Below are 14,642 nucleotides of genomic sequence, written 5' to 3'. Positions count from 1 at the left end.
CAGCGCTCCTCCCTGCATATTATCAGGGGAAGAGCGCAGTAAAGATTCGCAATATCAGGGGCAGGGGTTTGAGTACTGAATCCCAATCTGATCGATCTGTTCCAGAACCTCTGCGGACAGCGTCAGGTCGATAGAGTCGACATTGCTTTTAAGCTGCGCCATGGTGGTTGCACCAATAATATTGCTGCCCACAAATGGACGGCTGTTTACAAACGCCAGCGCCATCTGTGCCGGGTCGAGACCATGATCACGGGCCAGCTGCACATACGCCGCGGTGGCTTTGAGTCCCTGTTCAGTAAAATAACGCGAGAAGCGCGGAAACTGATTGATGCGCGCATCAGGGCCGGCACTGCCGTCCAGATATTTACCACTCAGGGTGCCAAAGGCCAGCGGCGAATAGGGCAGCAGGTCTACACCTTCGCGATGCAGCACCTCGGTCAGGCCTACTTCATCTTTGCGATTCAGCAGATTGTAAGGGTTCTGTACCGACACCACCCGGGGCAGTCCGAGAGACTCGGCATAACTGAGAAATTTCATCACCCCCCAGGGCACCTCATTGGACAATCCGACGTGGCGTATCAACCCTTCATCCACCAGCGCTTTTAATGCTTCCAGCGTCTCTAGCAACGGCGTACCATCCCGCTCTGGTTGATGACAGTAATTCAGCTCGCCAAAGAAGTTGGTCGCCCGATCAGGCCAGTGCAATTGATAGAGATCGATATAATCGGTTTGCAACCGTTGCAGACTGGCGGTCACCGCCGCCCGGATATTGTTCCCATCCAGACACAGGCCGGAACGAATATGCTGGGCCATCTCAGCAGGGCCAGCCACTTTAGTGGCAAGTATCACCTGATCCCGATTACCCCGGGCCTTTAACCAGCTACCGATGTACTGTTCCGTACGCCCCTGAGTTTCAGCCATAGGGGGAACCGGGTACATCTCAGCCGTATCAATAAAGTTGATTCCCTGGGCGACAGCGTAATCCAGCTGCTGATGCGCTTCTGCTTCGGTGTTCTGCTGCCCAAACGTCATCGTCCCCAAACAGATACGACTGACATTCAGATCGCTGCTACCCAGTAACTTATACTCCATACCCTTTCCCCTCTTTTCGCTGCCTGCTCAGGTAACTGGCAACAGTCGTACAAAATATGATTTAAGATAATCGGTTTCAGGGATCGCCGGATGCACCGGATGATCGCCGCCCTGATGCCCCTGATCAAAGATCTGTGCCTGACGATCCAGTGTGCGGCTTTCCGAACGGATGATATCCACCAGCCGCTCTCGCTGCAGATGCATCGAACAGGATGCCGATACCAGAATACCGTTCTTGGCGACCAGTCGCATCGCCAGCTGATTGATCCGCTTATACGCCTGCTCACCATTCCGAATATCTTTGCGCTTCTGAATAAAGGCTGGCGGATCAACGATCACCACATCAAACTTCTCTTCCTCTTCCAGCAGCATTTTACAGCCATCAAAGGCATCGCCCTGAATAGTGGTAAAACGTTCCTCACCGCCATTCAGAACCGCATTCTCCTGGGCAATATCCAGGGCAAACTCAGAGGCATCCAGACAGGTAACATGCTCCGCACCCGCCGCCAGTGCCTGCACGCCCCAGCCACCGATATAGCTGAACAGGTCCAGCACCCGTTTACCTTCAACATGCTGCTGCATCCGCGCCCGGTTAAGACGGTGATCATAGAACCAGCCGGTCTTCTGACCTTTGTGTACCGGCGCCAGGAAAGACACACCATTCTCTTCAAACGGCACCAGCTCCGGCACTTCACCAAAGGCGACTTCGGTATAACTTTCCAGCCCCTCGGTCAGGCGCATCTTGCCATCATTACGGAACAAAATACCCTGCGGTTTAAACACCTTTTCCAGTGCCGCTACGATGTCTTCTTTCAGCAATTCCATACCCGCAGTCGAAATCTGCACCACAAAGACATCGAAGAAGCGATCGATCACCAGGCCAGGCAAACCATCACTGTCACCAAACACCAGACGGTAGCAAGGGGTGTCAAAGCAGGCTTCCCGCAGTGACAGCGCAATATTCAGACGATGCACAATCAGCGAGCGATCCAGCGGGATCTTCACACTGCGACTCACCAGACGACCACAGATCAGCGAGTTAGGATTGACACAGGCCAGCCCCAGCGGCTTACCTGAAGAGCTCTCCACCACCACCTGCTCGCCCGGGGTAAACTGCTTCAACGGGGTAAGCTTAGTGTTCACTTCATTGCTGTAGATCCAGACATGGCCACCGCGAAGACGCTTATCAGCGCCGGGATTCAAACGTAGTTGTTGCAAGGAGAGTTACCTTCAGAATTGCAGTTATTGTGTCGGGCAACCACAGCAATATCCTGTGTCCCCAGAAAACAGAAAGCCCCGCAGGGGCAGGGCTTAAATATCTATGATCAGAGTTCTGATCAGCTTTCAGCTTCGCACAGTTCAGCGTAGCCATCCGCATCCAGCAGGTCATCGGTCTCGCTCTCATCGGAGAGACGGATCTGTACAAACCAGCCATCGCCATAAGGGTCGCTGTTGACCAGCTCCGGCGCATCTTCCAGCTCTTCATTGATGGCAATCACTTCACCACTCAGCGGCGCGTATACATCCGAAGCAGCCTTAACCGACTCGACTACACCCAGATCATCACCTGTAGCAAATTCAGCGCCGACTTCAGGCAGCTCAACAAATACTACATCACCCAGCAGATCCTGGGCATGATCGGTAATACCAATAGTAACCACGCCGTCACCTTCGTCACGGATCCATTCATGGCTGGCAACATACTTCAGATCACTTGGGATATCGCTCATTTTCTCTTTCCTACAGTGAGAGTTTATGAAAACACTTTCGCGCCATTGCGCACAAATGACGGTTTTACCACTTTTACTTCTACCAGTTTGCCACGCATATCAACATGACATGTATCAGCAATTTCAGCTGAAACCCGGGCCATTGCGATAGAACAACCCAGGGTCGGTGAGAAAGTACCGCTGGTGATCTCACCCGCTTCCTCACCATTAATCATCACTTTCTGATGGCTGCGGAGAACACCCCGGCTTTCAAGTACCAGCCCCACCAGCTTCTGTTTTACACCAGCACTGCGCTGATTTTCAAGCGCCTGACGACCGACAAAATCGCGATCGGCCGGTTCCCAGGCGATTGTCCAACCCATATTAGCCGACAGTGGAGAAATTTTCTCGTCCATATCAGAACCATACAGATTCATACCCGCTTCAAGGCGCAATGTATCACGCGCCCCTAGTCCGCAGGGGGCTACACCGGCATCCGCCAGCGCCTGCCAGAAGTCTGCAACATACTCCTCCGGCACCATCACCTCAAGCCCATCTTCACCAGTATAGCCAGTTCTGGCAAAAAACCAGCCTTCAGATTCAAGTCCCTGAAAAGGCTTCAGATTCTCGATCAGTTTGCCTCTGGATTCACTCACAACCGAGATCACCCGGGCCAGCGCATTGGGCCCCTGAATTGCCACCATCGCCAGTTCCGGACGCTCGGTCAGCGCGACATTGTCAAAGCCCGCAGTATGATCAGCCATCCAGCGCAGGTCCTTTTCCCGGGTGCCGCAGTTAACCACTACACGAAACCACTCTCCGGCGACGTCCGGGTCGGTCATCAGATAGACAATCAGATCATCAACCACACCGCCGGTCTCATTCAGCATACCGCTGTAGAGCGCTTTTCCGCGCTCCTTCAAGCGTATCACATCATTCGCCAGCAGATAGCGCAGATACTCTTTGGCATCGGCACCGGTGACATCAACCACCGTCATATGGGATACATCAAACATTCCCACATCGGTACGTACTTTATGGTGCTCCTCAACCTGAGAACCATAATTTATAGGCATATCCCAGCCACCAAAGTCGACCAGCTTAGCATTCATCTGCAGGTGTTTCTGGTAAAGCGCGGTTTGCTGTCCCATATTCTTAACTCTTTTATCCTGAGCGACTTTGTCGCCACTCTGTAACTGACACTATTAATTGTTATTCAGCATTAAAGCTAAGGGCTATATCTGAAAAGGGCAGACAATGTATATAGAATTATCTGACAGTGCAAATTTTGCTCTCAGATTCACCCGGATCAATTAGTCTATATAACGTTTTTCCGCTATCGATGAGACTCTGCGGCTGCGCGATCGCTGTTACCAGGCGCAATTAAACCGTTTAATCCCTGACAGGTCTGCGAGCCAGACGAGGCAGATTACCACTGAGCCCCATCGCCTGCTGAACGATATGATTTTTCACCGGCGCCAGCGTATTCAGCAGGCTCATACCGCTATTACGCAGCAACCGGGGTAACGGATTATGGGTGTTAAACAAACGCTTAAAGCCCTCCATAGTTGCGGCCATCTGCAGGTTTTCACTCTGCCGCGCGCGCTGGAAGCGGCGCAGATGATATTCAGAATTCCAGGCCACTCCGTCCGCCACACCATCGATAATCGTTTCTGCCAGTGCAGCGGCATCCATCAACCCCAGGTTGACCCCTTGTCCGGCCAGCGGATGGATCGTGTGTGCCGCATCGCCGATAGCGGCGAAACCTGCTTTAACATACTGTTTTGCGTGGCGCTGGCGCAGAGGAAAGACAAACCGCTGATCGGTCTGCTGCACCACTCCCAGACGCTCTTCAAAAGCGCGCCCCAAGGCCTGACAGAACTCGGCTTCATCCAGCTCCATCAGCGCTTTGGCATGATCTGGAGAGGTTGACCAGACAATCGAACTGAGGTGCGGGTCAGGTAGTGGCAAAAACGCCAGCGGGCCATCCTCCGTGAAACGCTGCCAGCAGGTCGCCTGATTAGACTTTTCCGTGGCGACAGTGGTGACGATGGCGTGATGTCCATAATCCCACTCCCACATGCCGATCCCCGCCAGCCGACGGGTATTCGACAGGGCACCATCGGCCGCCACCACACAGCGTGCCCGGATCACTTCACCATTGCTGAGTGTCAGCGTGCGCATGGCATCTGCGTCGGGTTCAGAGAGCTCCTGCAATCGCACAGCCACAAACAGTTCACAGTTTTCCTGCCCCTGCACCCGATTCAGCAGTGCGGCCTGGGTCACCCGGTTTTCCACAATATGTCCGAGACAGGGTTCGTGCAGCTCAGCACAATCAAAGCGGATCGCCCCGCTACCCTCGCCATCCCAGACATCCATTGCCCGATAGGGCATCAAGCGCATCTGTTCGATCTGCTGCCAGGCACCCGCCGCTGTTAATACCTGCTGCGAGGCTACAGTCAACGCGCTCACCCTGGGATCATAGCCGTTTGCCCGCTGACTGTGCTCCCACGCCAGCGCATTCGCCGGATCGATCTCCCGGCTTTCAAGAATACGGATACGCAGACCGCTGTCTGCCAGTAGAGCCGCGAGTGTCAGCCCCACCATACCGGCGCCGACAATCACCAGATCTGTTTCGTTATTTTGTGTCATTCGAGTCCTCTTACACCGCTAAGCAGCAGGCAGATGCTGGGTAAATTAGCGCAGATCCGGGGTGGGCTGATCAAGTCCCATGGCACTGCGGGCAAACACTGTTTTCGCCAGCGGGCAGATATCCAGCAACTGTAAACCGGCACTACGTCCCAGCGCCAGCAGAGGATGACTGTTGGAGAAAAGTTTCATGGTTTTGTCACTGAAACCGATGGTTTTTTGCTGATCCTGACGCACCTGCCGGGCAAACCGGGTCAGGTGGTTGATATCCCCCAAACCGATACCCGCTTCCCGGGCCCGGATCAGCTCAGCCGCCAGAGACACCACGCCCCGTAACGCCAGATTATATCCCTGACCGGCGATAGGATGCAGCGCATGAGCAGCATTGCCAAGCACGATCAATCCCTGCCGCACCTGCTCATCGGCGACACTGAGCTTCAGCGGGTAACTGTAGCGTTCTCCCACTTTAACAAACACGCCGGCCCGGTAACCAAACCGCTCATGCACCCGCTCAATAAACGCCCGGTCGTTCAGCGCCATCAGCTCCTCTATCTGGTCATCGGGTACGGTCCACACCAACCCCATCCGGTGACGAACTCCGGTTTGTCCACTCGCTGAATCTGCGGGCAGGTCTTCAAGAGGCAAAAGCGCCATCGGCCCGGTGTCGGTGAAACGTTCATAGGCGATATGATGGTGGCTGCTTTCCGGGCTGATATTGGTGACCAGAGCATGCTGATGATAGCCCTGCTGTTGATAACCGATGCCCAGTTGCTCGCGCAACCCTGAGCGGCCACCATCAGCCATCACCACTAATTCAGCTGTCAGCGCGTGTTCAGATCCCGCGGTACTCAGTGTCACCGCCATATTCTGCTGCTGGTAGCTTACTGCGGTTACCTCAGCAGGACAGAGCAGATCAATATGCGCAGCATCCGGCTGAGCTAAGCGGTTCATCAGTACCCGGCCCAACCAGTGGTTTTCTACCACATACCCCAGCGCCGCGACGTTCTCATCCCCGGCATTGAGTCGGGAAACACCAAATCGTCCCTTATCTGACACATGGATATCAGTGATGGGAGAGAGATGTTCACGCAGTTGCTCCCAGATACCGATCTGTTCGTAGATCAGACGACTGCCATAGGCCAGCGCCGTCGCCCGGGCATCATAACTGGGCTGGTATTCAGCACTGTCGGCATCAGGCATCGGGAACGCTTCAACCACAGCGATAGACAGTCCCAGCCGTTTCCCGGCGGGGATCAGCGACGCAGCAAGACTGGCCCCTACCATACCGCCACCAATGATCAAAATATCGTAATGCTGCTTCATAGTCGTCCGGGTTATTAAAACGTAAGGCCGCCAGCAACGGGCGTAAAAAGATGTTTGTACATAAGGCTTAACGAGCCATTAACTGCTCGATCTCAGCCACACTTTTTGGCACACCGGCACTGAGAATCTCGTAGCCATTTTCGGTCACCAGCACATCATCCTCAATACGGATACCGATACCACGCCATTTCTTATCCACCTGTTCGTTCTGTGGAGAAATATAGATGCCTGGCTCCACAGTCATCACCATACCCGGTTCCAGTGGACGCCAGTCGCCATTCACTTTGTAATCACCAACATCATGCACATCCATACCCAGCCAGTGGCCGATACGGTGCATATAAAACGTTTTATAGGCGCCACTTTCAATCAAACCCTCCAGATCACCTTTGAGCAGCCCAAGATCAATCAGTCCCTGGGTTAATATCTCAACCGACAGATCATGGATACGGATCCAGGGCACCCCGGGGTGAATCGCTTCGATACACGCCAACTGAGACTTCAGCACCAGCTCGTAGACCGCTTGCTGTTCCGGACTGAACTTCCCGGAAACAGGAAAGGTACGGGTAATATCACCGGCATAGTAGTCCAGCTCACAGCCCGCATCGATCAGCACCAGATCACCGTTTTTCAGCTTATCCCGATTCTCGGTATAGTGCAGCACGCAGGCATTATCACCGCCCCCCACAATGGAGGAATAAGCAGGCAGGCGACAGCCGTTCATCGCAAAATGATGCGTTATCTCCGCCTCCAGCTGATACTCAAGCAACCCCGGCTGACACGCCTTCATCGCCCGGACATGGGCTTCAGCTGAAATCCGTCCTGCAGCCCGCATCACTTCGACCTCTTCCGCTGATTTAAACAACCGCATCTCATGCAGAAGGTGGTCCAGCATAACGATTTCAGACGGAGCAACCGCTCCCAGACGGGCTTTCTTACGGATATCGTTAAGCCAGTTACGCACCTGACCATCAAGCACTTCACGGCTTCCCATAGAGTAATAAAGCCGAGCCCTGCCCTCCAGCAACTCAGCCATCCGCTCATCCATTTCGGCTACCGGATAGGCCTGATCGGCACCATACTGTTTGCACACCCCTTCAGGTCCGGCGCGATACCCGTTCCAGATCTCCATCTCAGGGTCCCGGTCACGACAAAAGATCACCACCTGCCCCTCACTCCGCCCCGGTATCAGCAGCAACAGAGCGTCCGGCTCATTAAAACCGGTCAGATAATAAAAATCGCTATCCTGACGGAAGGGATACTCAACGTCCCGGTTACGTGGCACATCTGCCGCTGCCGGAATAACCGCAACACTGCCCGGTGCCATCTGATCCATCAACTGCTGACGACGGGCGGCAAAACCTGACTGACTGATTCGCATCTCGGTAGTCACTCCTGTTAGTGAAGGGTTGCACCCGGTGCAACCTCCTCCGGTGACGGCGGAGCATTAAACTCGCCAAAGATCATCATCGATGAGATACGGACATATTCCTGCAGCTCCATCAGATCCGCCTCACTCTCTTCGTCCGCTTCGGGTTCCAGCTCAATCTGAGCGATCTGTTCCATATCGGCAAGCGCTTCTTTCAGCTCATCCGAGAGCGATTCATTGGTATGTCCACCCTGCAGACCAAAACCGGTCAGATACCCCTGACACCAGCATCCCAGCGCTTCGGCCCGTTCGGCCATGGACAGATCATCATCGGGTAACAACAACTGAAAGCCGAAATCGCCCTGCTCCAGCTGCGCCACCACGCCGTCATAGAGGTCGGTAAATGCGAGCTTAGAGGACTCATGGCGAAATTCTGTAATATCAGTCAGCTCAGCGGCCAGCTTCAGCCAGGTTTCGTGACTGAAGCGGGCACCAGCGGACAGATAGCCGCACAACAAACCGTGCAACTCAGCGGCACTACTGGTCATACTGTCTTCGGCGACCAGCACATCGCACATTTCATAATATTCGGGGAGATAATCTTCGGGGGACTGCGTTTCGGGCATGGCGGAGCTACTCTGTATCGACTTAACTTTTCTGGATTCATATCCTAGCACTTCAACTACGGTGGCACCACGAAACAGCACTCGATTACCAACCATTTTCCGCTTATCATACTGTCTCTGATAACTGAGTCTTATACCTATGTCTGCGCAAGCGTTCGATAAACTGGAACAACAGATCAATGAGCTGATCCGGCACTGCCAGCAACTTGAGCAGTCAAACCGGGATCTGCACCTGCAAATCGCGGCACTGAAAGAGGAGCGCAACCAGCGCCTTCAGATCACCGGGCAGACAGAGCAGAAAATCGAAGCGATGATCAGTCGCCTTAAAACACTGGAGCAGCAGGCATGAGCAGTTCCCCGCGAAATATCTCCGTCACGCTGCTGGGCAAAGAGTATGTGGTCGCCTGTCCGGCGGAAGCCGAAGAAGAGCTACTTAAAGCAGCTTCCTATCTGGATAAAAAGATGCAGGAGATACGTGCCGGAGGACGCATCATCGGCTCCGAAAAGGTTGCTGTGATGGCGGCACTGAATATCACCTATGAGCTGCAATCAAACCAGGCGGCAGAACGCAACGAGACCCACTCCCGACTCAATCAGTTGAGCCATCTGATTGAGCAGACACTGCCGGATGCACCCTGATCCTGCCATGAATATTTTTCATCTTTAATTAATAAGCTTACTTTTCATAAGGTTACTAGCCAGCCAATTTATCTGTTAGCACAGTTAAGTTTTATTTCAAGGCTGACATTCCGTTTCGGAGCGGTATAATGGAGCCAGCTCCCTGAGGTTATTGGTAGTCTGATTTAGTCCCTTGAGCCGATAATCACACTTTTGGAAGCTTCCTGGTTAACTGATGTGCATGTCCGCCAGACGGAAAGCCTAATGTTCTCCGGAGGCTGCCACCTTGAACCTTCGGGTTCAGGGCCGATATCAGCGCCGCAACCCTGGGGAGTCTTTTCTTTTTCTGCTGCACCCAACCTATGAATAAAGCCACAGATTTTAAACAGAATCTGCGTCGCCAGATGCGCCAAGCGCGGCGAAGCCTGACTCCCGCTCAGCAACGTCAGCATGCGCACGGATTACTCGCAACCTTACGACGGCTAACTCAGTTCCGCCGCAGTCGCACTATCGCGCTCTATCTTGCCAGCGATGGTGAGATCAGTGCCGAACAGGTAATCGATTACTGTCGCAAACAGGGTAAACAGTGCTTCCTTCCCGTGCTCCATCCGGTTCGTCATAACCGTCTCTGGTTTATTGAATATAAAAAAGAAACGCTCTTAACGGATAACATCTACGGTATCAAAGAGCCTTCAATTATACGGGCGCCACGCCGCCCGGCCTGGGCACTGGACCTGGTGCTTTTGCCGCTGGTGGCATTTGATAATGAGGGGGGGCGGCTCGGTATGGGAGGGGGTTACTACGACCGTACCTTTGCATTTAAACAGAGCTGGCGTAAAAACAGGGGAACCCGCCTGATCGGACTGGCTCATGACCTGCAGAAAGTGGACCAGCTGACAACCGAAAGCTGGGATATACCACTGGAAGGAGTGGCCACCGAACAGCGCTTCTATAACGCTGCCCAATAACCGGATTTAGTTATTAAACACCTGCCCGACTATCGAGGCAAACTCGATATCGGCATGACTGACACCTGTAAAAACGGTTCCCAGTACAAACACAGCGATTAACACGACAACCAGATCGGGGCCTTTTTTCATTTTTTTACTGCTCGGAAAGTTTATTTCACTAAGTCAAAAGCGCGCACATTCTTCCATAAAAACTAAAAAACACAAGCATTTTTACCATGTATTTTTAAGACGTTACATACGCTTTATCGACAAATGCTTTAAAAGCTTAAGAGAAGACAGCAATTCCATGACATAAGTTCCATCTTTTTCCAGAAATTCACAGAAAAAGTGGGAAAATCGACAAAACCACCGGCATTATCAGCATAGAGAGCAGTGTTTGCCCGGTTATGATTGCAGACATCAGTACGGCATCGCCCCCCAGTTGCCGGGCCAGAACATATGCAGAAGGTGCTGTTGGCAACGCACTAAAGAGTATCAATACCTGAGCGACCTCGGGAGAAACAACAAACAACCGGCAGATCAGCAACATCAGACAGGGAAACAGCACCAGTTTAATGATGCTGCTATAGATAACGGCGCCACCCGCCTTGCGCAGTGCAGTAAGATTCAGTCCGGCACCGACCGCCAACAGCGCCAGAGGTAAAGCGATACCACTCAGCAAGCCAGCTACTGAAGCCACCATCCACGGCAGACCAATACCCGACAGATTAAGAAAAATACCGACAAAGCAGGCAACTATCAGCGGGTTTTTCACCACCGCCAGCAAAGCACTGAGATATCCGGCGTCCTTTCGGGTGTAGAGACTAAAAATCAACACACAGAGCAGATTTAACAGCGGCACCATCACCGCAATAATCACCGCCGCAACCGCCACCCCGGTATCCCCAAACAGAGCGGCGCCCGAGGCCAGCCCCACATAGGTATTAAAACGCATCCCCCCCTGATAAACCGAGGTAAAACTGCTGTTCGCCAGCGGTCTGAAACGCTGAATACCGAGCAGTATCAGCGTGCCACTGAATAGCAGCAGAATTACCGCCAGGGCAACCTCAGCAACCGGAACAGCTCCGACATCCGCCAGGCTCAGTTTATAAACCAGCAGTGTCGGAAACAGCAGAAAATAGATCAGCTTTTCTGCAGGCTCCCAGAAACCATCGCCGGGAAAACCAGTCCGGCGAATAATATGTCCAATACATAACAATGCAAAAACCGGCCATAAAGCCGTGAGAATCCCGCTCATCTGTGTATATAATCCAATAGATCCCTGTCCTACAGCTGCGGTTAGATGGCAGGCAATAAGAGCGACCAATACGAAAGTAATCAATAATCTGTGGAATTATGGGATGATCCCCCCTGGTTGTCAGCACTTTTTGCACGCGGCAGCTATTCTTCTGAATAGAGATCAGGAGTGTAAATCCGGTAGTATCCCGATCCGCTCTACTCGCAAAGTTTGATACGCCTGTACGTCACAGGCAGGCATGACGGCCGATATCAACGGGGACAGTGATCCGGCCTGGTATAATAAAGGAGTAACTATAATGACATCCCTCGTACTGACCGTGATCGCCCCGGACAAGCCCGGACTAGTAGAACAGCTGTCCCAGACCATCGCCAGCAATGAAGGTAACTGGCTGGAAAGCAGCATGTCCCGCCTGGCGGGTAAATTTGCCGGCATACTGATTGTATCCGTTCCGGAAAACCACGCAGACTCGCTGATTGAGGCGCTGCAGCAGTTGCAATCTCAAGGCCTGAAGGTGGTCGCAGAACGCAGCACTGAAGCACACAGTCCCGGCGAGAGCAATAGCATCACGCTGGAACTGATCGGCCACGACAAGCCCGGTATTGTCCGGGAGATCTCGCAGGCACTTAATCGTTACAGCATCAATGTTGAGCGGTTATCCACCGAGCTGGTCAGTGGTTCAATGTCAGCCGAGCTGCTGTTCAAGGCAGACGCCGAGCTGACTGTTCCTGCGGGAGTCGATCTGGACGACCTACAGCAGTCACTCGAAGCGATTGCCAACGATCTGATGGTGGATATCACTCTGAACTGATGCCGGTGGCGGTTGCATAAATAAAGCCCGTCAGAATCTGACGGGCTTTTTTGTTGCTCAGACTGGCCCGCTTATCAACTGATCGCGAAGCGTGCCAGCAAGGACTGCTGCTGACGGGCGACATCCAACAGCTCCTGACTGCTTTCAGAGGCGACTACAGCCCCCTGCGATGTCTCCGCTGCCGTGGCATTGATCGACACCAGTGTCTGGCTCACCTCAGCCACCGCCTGCGCCTGCTCAGTCGCCGCTGTTTCAATGAAGGCGTTGAGGTCACGGATATGGGACACTGCTTGATTCATCGCCTGCAACACCTGCTGTGACCGACCCGCTTGTTCAACACAATTCTGGGTTTGCTCGAAGCTCTGGTTCATCACCTCGGACACCCGGGTGATGGCATTCTGCATGTTACCGACCATATCCTGAATATCCTGAACCGAATCACGGGTACGCCCGGCCAGGCCCCGCACCTCATCCGCTACCACAGCAAAACCTCTGCCCTGCTCCCCCGCACGGGCTGCCTCAATAGCAGCATTCAACGCCAGCAGATTTGTTTTTTCAGCGATATCCTGAATCGTGGTCAGAATCATAACGATCTGGTTACCAAACGCTGCCATCTCATTACTCACCCCCATCGCCTGATCAATACCCTTTGCCTGTGTTTCGATACTGGCAACGGTATCCAGCATCTGCTGACTGACATCCTGACTCAGAGCTTCGAACTCATGCACCGCCTGCAGTGTTGTCTTACTATGACCGGCCACTTCAGAAACACTGTGCTCCATCTCTACCGCAGCCGAAGAAGTTTGCTCCAGCTTCATCCCCTGAGCGCTCATCGCATCAGTCGTTTGCTGGCTAATCGAGGCATTGCGGTTAGCCACACTGGATAAACGGTCAGCCCCCGAAGCGACTTTCTGCAAGATATCCCTCAGCTCCTCAACGACAGAGTTCAGGTAACGGCTCAGGTCACCAAACTCATCTTCGCGCTTAACCTCAAATACAACACTCAGGTCGCCCTTGCGGAATGCACTCAGCCCCGAATGAATATGCGCCAGTGGTACCCGGATAGTCTGCATCAGTATGATCGCCACGATCAGACCAGACACGACGGACCCCACAGAGAGCGCTAATATGCCCACCTGACTGAAATTAACCAGTTGCTGTGCTTCGTTCCGGGCATTCCCGGCCAGCTCATTATTGGCTGTGATAAACGCACTGACCGCAGCACGCGCCTGCGAAATCAGGCTATCGGTTTTTGTCAGGCTTTGCGCAAGCTCAGCCTCAGCCTTAGCCCTCTGCTTGTAATAGTCAACCAGCCCACCCTCTTGATAAAGATGGTTATTGACTGAATTGATGGTGCGTTTTAACAGATGGATATTGGGAACGTCAGAGCCGATCGCCGCCAGCGCCTGCTTCAGCTTTCCCTGATTGTCTTTCAGCTCTTTCTCCAGCCTGGTAATATCATTGGTGCGCTGAAAATCCACCAGATGAAAACGGTGCATACTGAACGCCACCATCAGGTCATCCGCTTTGTCCAGCACTCTCTGATCCACCTGATTCTCGTACAGGGATTTTACCCACAGGTTGAGAGTATTCCCCAGCCCCTGAAAATCAATCTCTGCCTGTCGGGTCTGAAACTCCAGAATGAGCGACTGCTTCCGGTCAGCCATCACTTTCTCGGTCACGGCAAAAAACTCTCTGCTGACGGTCTGAACCTTATCGATACTGGCTTTCAACTCTGGGTCACCAGCCGCTTTTTCAGCCACAACAACCTGCGCATCATTAAACTGAGCGATCCTCGCCTTGACAGCCTTCTTTTTCTCGTTGAGTTCCTTAATCCGGTCCTGTGACAATGCCGCAAACAGTTCAGAGTTAACCTCTTCCAGATAGATCAGCTGCTGAAAGCTACCGGACAGTGAAGGGATCACATTGTCAGAAACATTAAAGAAGTGATTCGAAATAGTTTTACTGCCAAACAAACCACCCGCTCCGACTACGATGATAAACAGCACCATTAAAGAGAAGCCGGCTGTTAGTTTGTGGGTAATATTCAGTCTCATGCACGCTCCAGCATCCAGCCTTTTATGCAGGCCAGTGATGATTATAGTTATAGTGAGGTATCGAATCAGTGTGGCAATTTACCCGGTTGTGCATCAGAGGTCATCGCCGCTCTCCTCAGGTTGGGTAGTTAAAGCTATGGGTAACCGCCCGGAAAAGTCCGGGCGGTTATAGCGTCACAG

At 53.0% G+C, this 14,642-nt stretch carries 15 protein-coding genes and 1 other RNA gene; 5 read left to right on the top strand and 11 right to left on the bottom strand.

Annotated features, from left to right (window positions below):
* Positions 1-54: 54 nt before the first annotated feature.
* The 8 genes from JW499_RS08655 to JW499_RS08620 all read right to left on the bottom strand — a co-directional run bounded on the left by JW499_RS08655 (position 55) and on the right by JW499_RS08620 (position 8,864).
* Positions 55-1,092, bottom strand: coding sequence for an NADP(H)-dependent aldo-keto reductase (locus JW499_RS08655; protein ID WP_205210223.1), 1,038 nt, complete (start codon positions 1,090-1,092; stop codon positions 55-57).
* A gap of 27 nt (positions 1,093-1,119) precedes the next feature.
* Positions 1,120-2,310 (bottom strand): class I SAM-dependent rRNA methyltransferase, encoded by a 1,191-nt coding sequence (locus JW499_RS08650; RefSeq protein ID WP_205210222.1) that lies wholly within the window; start codon positions 2,308-2,310, stop codon positions 1,120-1,122.
* Positions 2,311-2,429: 119 nt separating this feature from the next.
* Positions 2,430-2,822, bottom strand: coding sequence for a glycine cleavage system protein GcvH (gene gcvH, locus JW499_RS08645; RefSeq protein ID WP_091360452.1), 393 nt, complete (start codon positions 2,820-2,822; stop codon positions 2,430-2,432).
* 23 nt (positions 2,823-2,845) lie between these two features.
* Positions 2,846-3,952: a glycine cleavage system aminomethyltransferase GcvT gene (gene gcvT, locus JW499_RS08640; RefSeq protein WP_205210221.1), complete on the bottom strand. Its 1,107-nt coding sequence runs from the start codon at positions 3,950-3,952 to the stop codon at positions 2,846-2,848.
* 241 nt (positions 3,953-4,193) lie between these two features.
* Complete coding sequence (locus JW499_RS08635; RefSeq protein WP_205210220.1) at positions 4,194-5,453, bottom strand: UbiH/UbiF/VisC/COQ6 family ubiquinone biosynthesis hydroxylase; 1,260 nt, start codon at positions 5,451-5,453, stop codon at positions 4,194-4,196.
* A gap of 45 nt (positions 5,454-5,498) precedes the next feature.
* Positions 5,499-6,773: a 2-octaprenyl-6-methoxyphenyl hydroxylase gene (gene ubiH, locus JW499_RS08630; RefSeq protein ID WP_205210219.1), complete on the bottom strand. Its 1,275-nt coding sequence runs from the start codon at positions 6,771-6,773 to the stop codon at positions 5,499-5,501.
* A gap of 67 nt (positions 6,774-6,840) precedes the next feature.
* Entirely contained in the window at positions 6,841-8,154 is a 1,314-nt protein-coding gene (gene pepP / locus JW499_RS08625; RefSeq protein WP_205210218.1) for a Xaa-Pro aminopeptidase, read from the bottom strand.
* 17 nt (positions 8,155-8,171) lie between these two features.
* Complete coding sequence (locus tag JW499_RS08620; RefSeq protein WP_205210217.1) at positions 8,172-8,864, bottom strand: UPF0149 family protein; 693 nt, start codon at positions 8,862-8,864, stop codon at positions 8,172-8,174.
* 43 nt (positions 8,865-8,907) lie between these two features.
* Here JW499_RS08620 and JW499_RS08615 point away from each other — a divergent pair, with 43 nt between their 5' ends.
* From JW499_RS08615 to JW499_RS08600, 4 genes are all read left to right on the top strand, one after another.
* Positions 8,908-9,117, top strand: coding sequence for a hypothetical protein (locus JW499_RS08615; protein ID WP_091360442.1), 210 nt, complete (start codon positions 8,908-8,910; stop codon positions 9,115-9,117).
* Complete coding sequence (locus tag JW499_RS08610; protein ID WP_205210216.1) at positions 9,114-9,407, top strand: cell division protein ZapA; 294 nt, start codon at positions 9,114-9,116, stop codon at positions 9,405-9,407. The genes JW499_RS08615 and JW499_RS08610 overlap by 4 nt, the downstream gene beginning before the upstream one ends.
* 136 nt (positions 9,408-9,543) lie before the next feature.
* Positions 9,544-9,723: non-coding RNA, 6S RNA (gene ssrS, locus JW499_RS08605), on the top strand.
* Positions 9,724-9,748: 25 nt separating this feature from the next.
* Positions 9,749-10,354, top strand: coding sequence for a 5-formyltetrahydrofolate cyclo-ligase (locus JW499_RS08600; protein WP_205210215.1), 606 nt, complete (start codon positions 9,749-9,751; stop codon positions 10,352-10,354).
* A gap of 6 nt (positions 10,355-10,360) precedes the next feature.
* Here JW499_RS08600 and JW499_RS22655 read toward each other — a convergent pair whose 3' ends face one another.
* Both JW499_RS22655 and JW499_RS08595 read right to left on the bottom strand, forming a co-directional pair.
* Entirely contained in the window at positions 10,361-10,486 is a 126-nt protein-coding gene (locus JW499_RS22655; RefSeq protein ID WP_261832957.1) for a hypothetical protein, read from the bottom strand.
* 187 nt (positions 10,487-10,673) lie between these two features.
* Entirely contained in the window at positions 10,674-11,594 is a 921-nt protein-coding gene (locus tag JW499_RS08595) for an AEC family transporter (RefSeq protein WP_205210214.1), read from the bottom strand.
* 298 nt (positions 11,595-11,892) lie between these two features.
* Between JW499_RS08595 and JW499_RS08590 the strand changes: the two genes are divergently transcribed.
* Positions 11,893-12,405 (top strand): glycine cleavage system transcriptional repressor, encoded by a 513-nt coding sequence (locus JW499_RS08590; RefSeq protein ID WP_232846299.1) that lies wholly within the window; start codon positions 11,893-11,895, stop codon positions 12,403-12,405.
* Between the two features lie 74 nt (positions 12,406-12,479).
* On the opposite strand, the gene JW499_RS08585 is transcribed toward JW499_RS08590, so the two are convergent.
* Positions 12,480-14,462: a HAMP domain-containing methyl-accepting chemotaxis protein gene (locus JW499_RS08585; RefSeq protein WP_205210213.1), complete on the bottom strand. Its 1,983-nt coding sequence runs from the start codon at positions 14,460-14,462 to the stop codon at positions 12,480-12,482.
* Positions 14,463-14,642 lie beyond the last annotated feature (180 nt).

Source organism: Amphritea pacifica (assembly GCF_016924145.1).
Lineage (GTDB): Bacteria > Pseudomonadota > Gammaproteobacteria > Pseudomonadales > Balneatricaceae > Amphritea > Amphritea pacifica.
The sequence above is the reverse complement of the archived record's forward strand: the minus strand, read 5'-3'. Positions and strand labels throughout refer to the sequence as shown.

What these genes read in the sequence shown, in the direction of transcription:
- JW499_RS08600 (WP_205210215.1), top strand. Translation starts at nt 9,749, where the DNA reads ATGAATAAAGCCACAGATTTTAAACAGAATCTGCGTCGCCAGATGCGC.
- JW499_RS22655 (WP_261832957.1), bottom strand. Translation starts at nt 10,486, where the DNA reads ATGAAAAAAGGCCCCGATCTGGTTGTCGTGTTAATCGCTGTGTTTGTA.
- JW499_RS08595 (WP_205210214.1), bottom strand. Translation starts at nt 11,594, where the DNA reads ATGAGCGGGATTCTCACGGCTTTATGGCCGGTTTTTGCATTGTTATGT.
- gcvH (WP_091360452.1), bottom strand. Translation starts at nt 2,822, where the DNA reads ATGAGCGATATCCCAAGTGATCTGAAGTATGTTGCCAGCCATGAATGG.
- JW499_RS08615 (WP_091360442.1), top strand. Translation starts at nt 8,908, where the DNA reads ATGTCTGCGCAAGCGTTCGATAAACTGGAACAACAGATCAATGAGCTG.
- JW499_RS08585 (WP_205210213.1), bottom strand. Translation starts at nt 14,462, where the DNA reads ATGAGACTGAATATTACCCACAAACTAACAGCCGGCTTCTCTTTAATG.
- ubiH (WP_205210219.1), bottom strand. Translation starts at nt 6,773, where the DNA reads ATGAAGCAGCATTACGATATTTTGATCATTGGTGGCGGTATGGTAGGG.
- gcvT (WP_205210221.1), bottom strand. Translation starts at nt 3,952, where the DNA reads ATGGGACAGCAAACCGCGCTTTACCAGAAACACCTGCAGATGAATGCT.
- JW499_RS08610 (WP_205210216.1), top strand. Translation starts at nt 9,114, where the DNA reads ATGAGCAGTTCCCCGCGAAATATCTCCGTCACGCTGCTGGGCAAAGAG.
- JW499_RS08635 (WP_205210220.1), bottom strand. Translation starts at nt 5,453, where the DNA reads ATGACACAAAATAACGAAACAGATCTGGTGATTGTCGGCGCCGGTATG.
- JW499_RS08655 (WP_205210223.1), bottom strand. Translation starts at nt 1,092, where the DNA reads ATGGAGTATAAGTTACTGGGTAGCAGCGATCTGAATGTCAGTCGTATC.
- JW499_RS08590 (WP_232846299.1), top strand. Translation starts at nt 11,893, where the DNA reads ATGACATCCCTCGTACTGACCGTGATCGCCCCGGACAAGCCCGGACTA.
- JW499_RS08620 (WP_205210217.1), bottom strand. Translation starts at nt 8,864, where the DNA reads ATGGTTGGTAATCGAGTGCTGTTTCGTGGTGCCACCGTAGTTGAAGTG.
- pepP (WP_205210218.1), bottom strand. Translation starts at nt 8,154, where the DNA reads ATGCGAATCAGTCAGTCAGGTTTTGCCGCCCGTCGTCAGCAGTTGATG.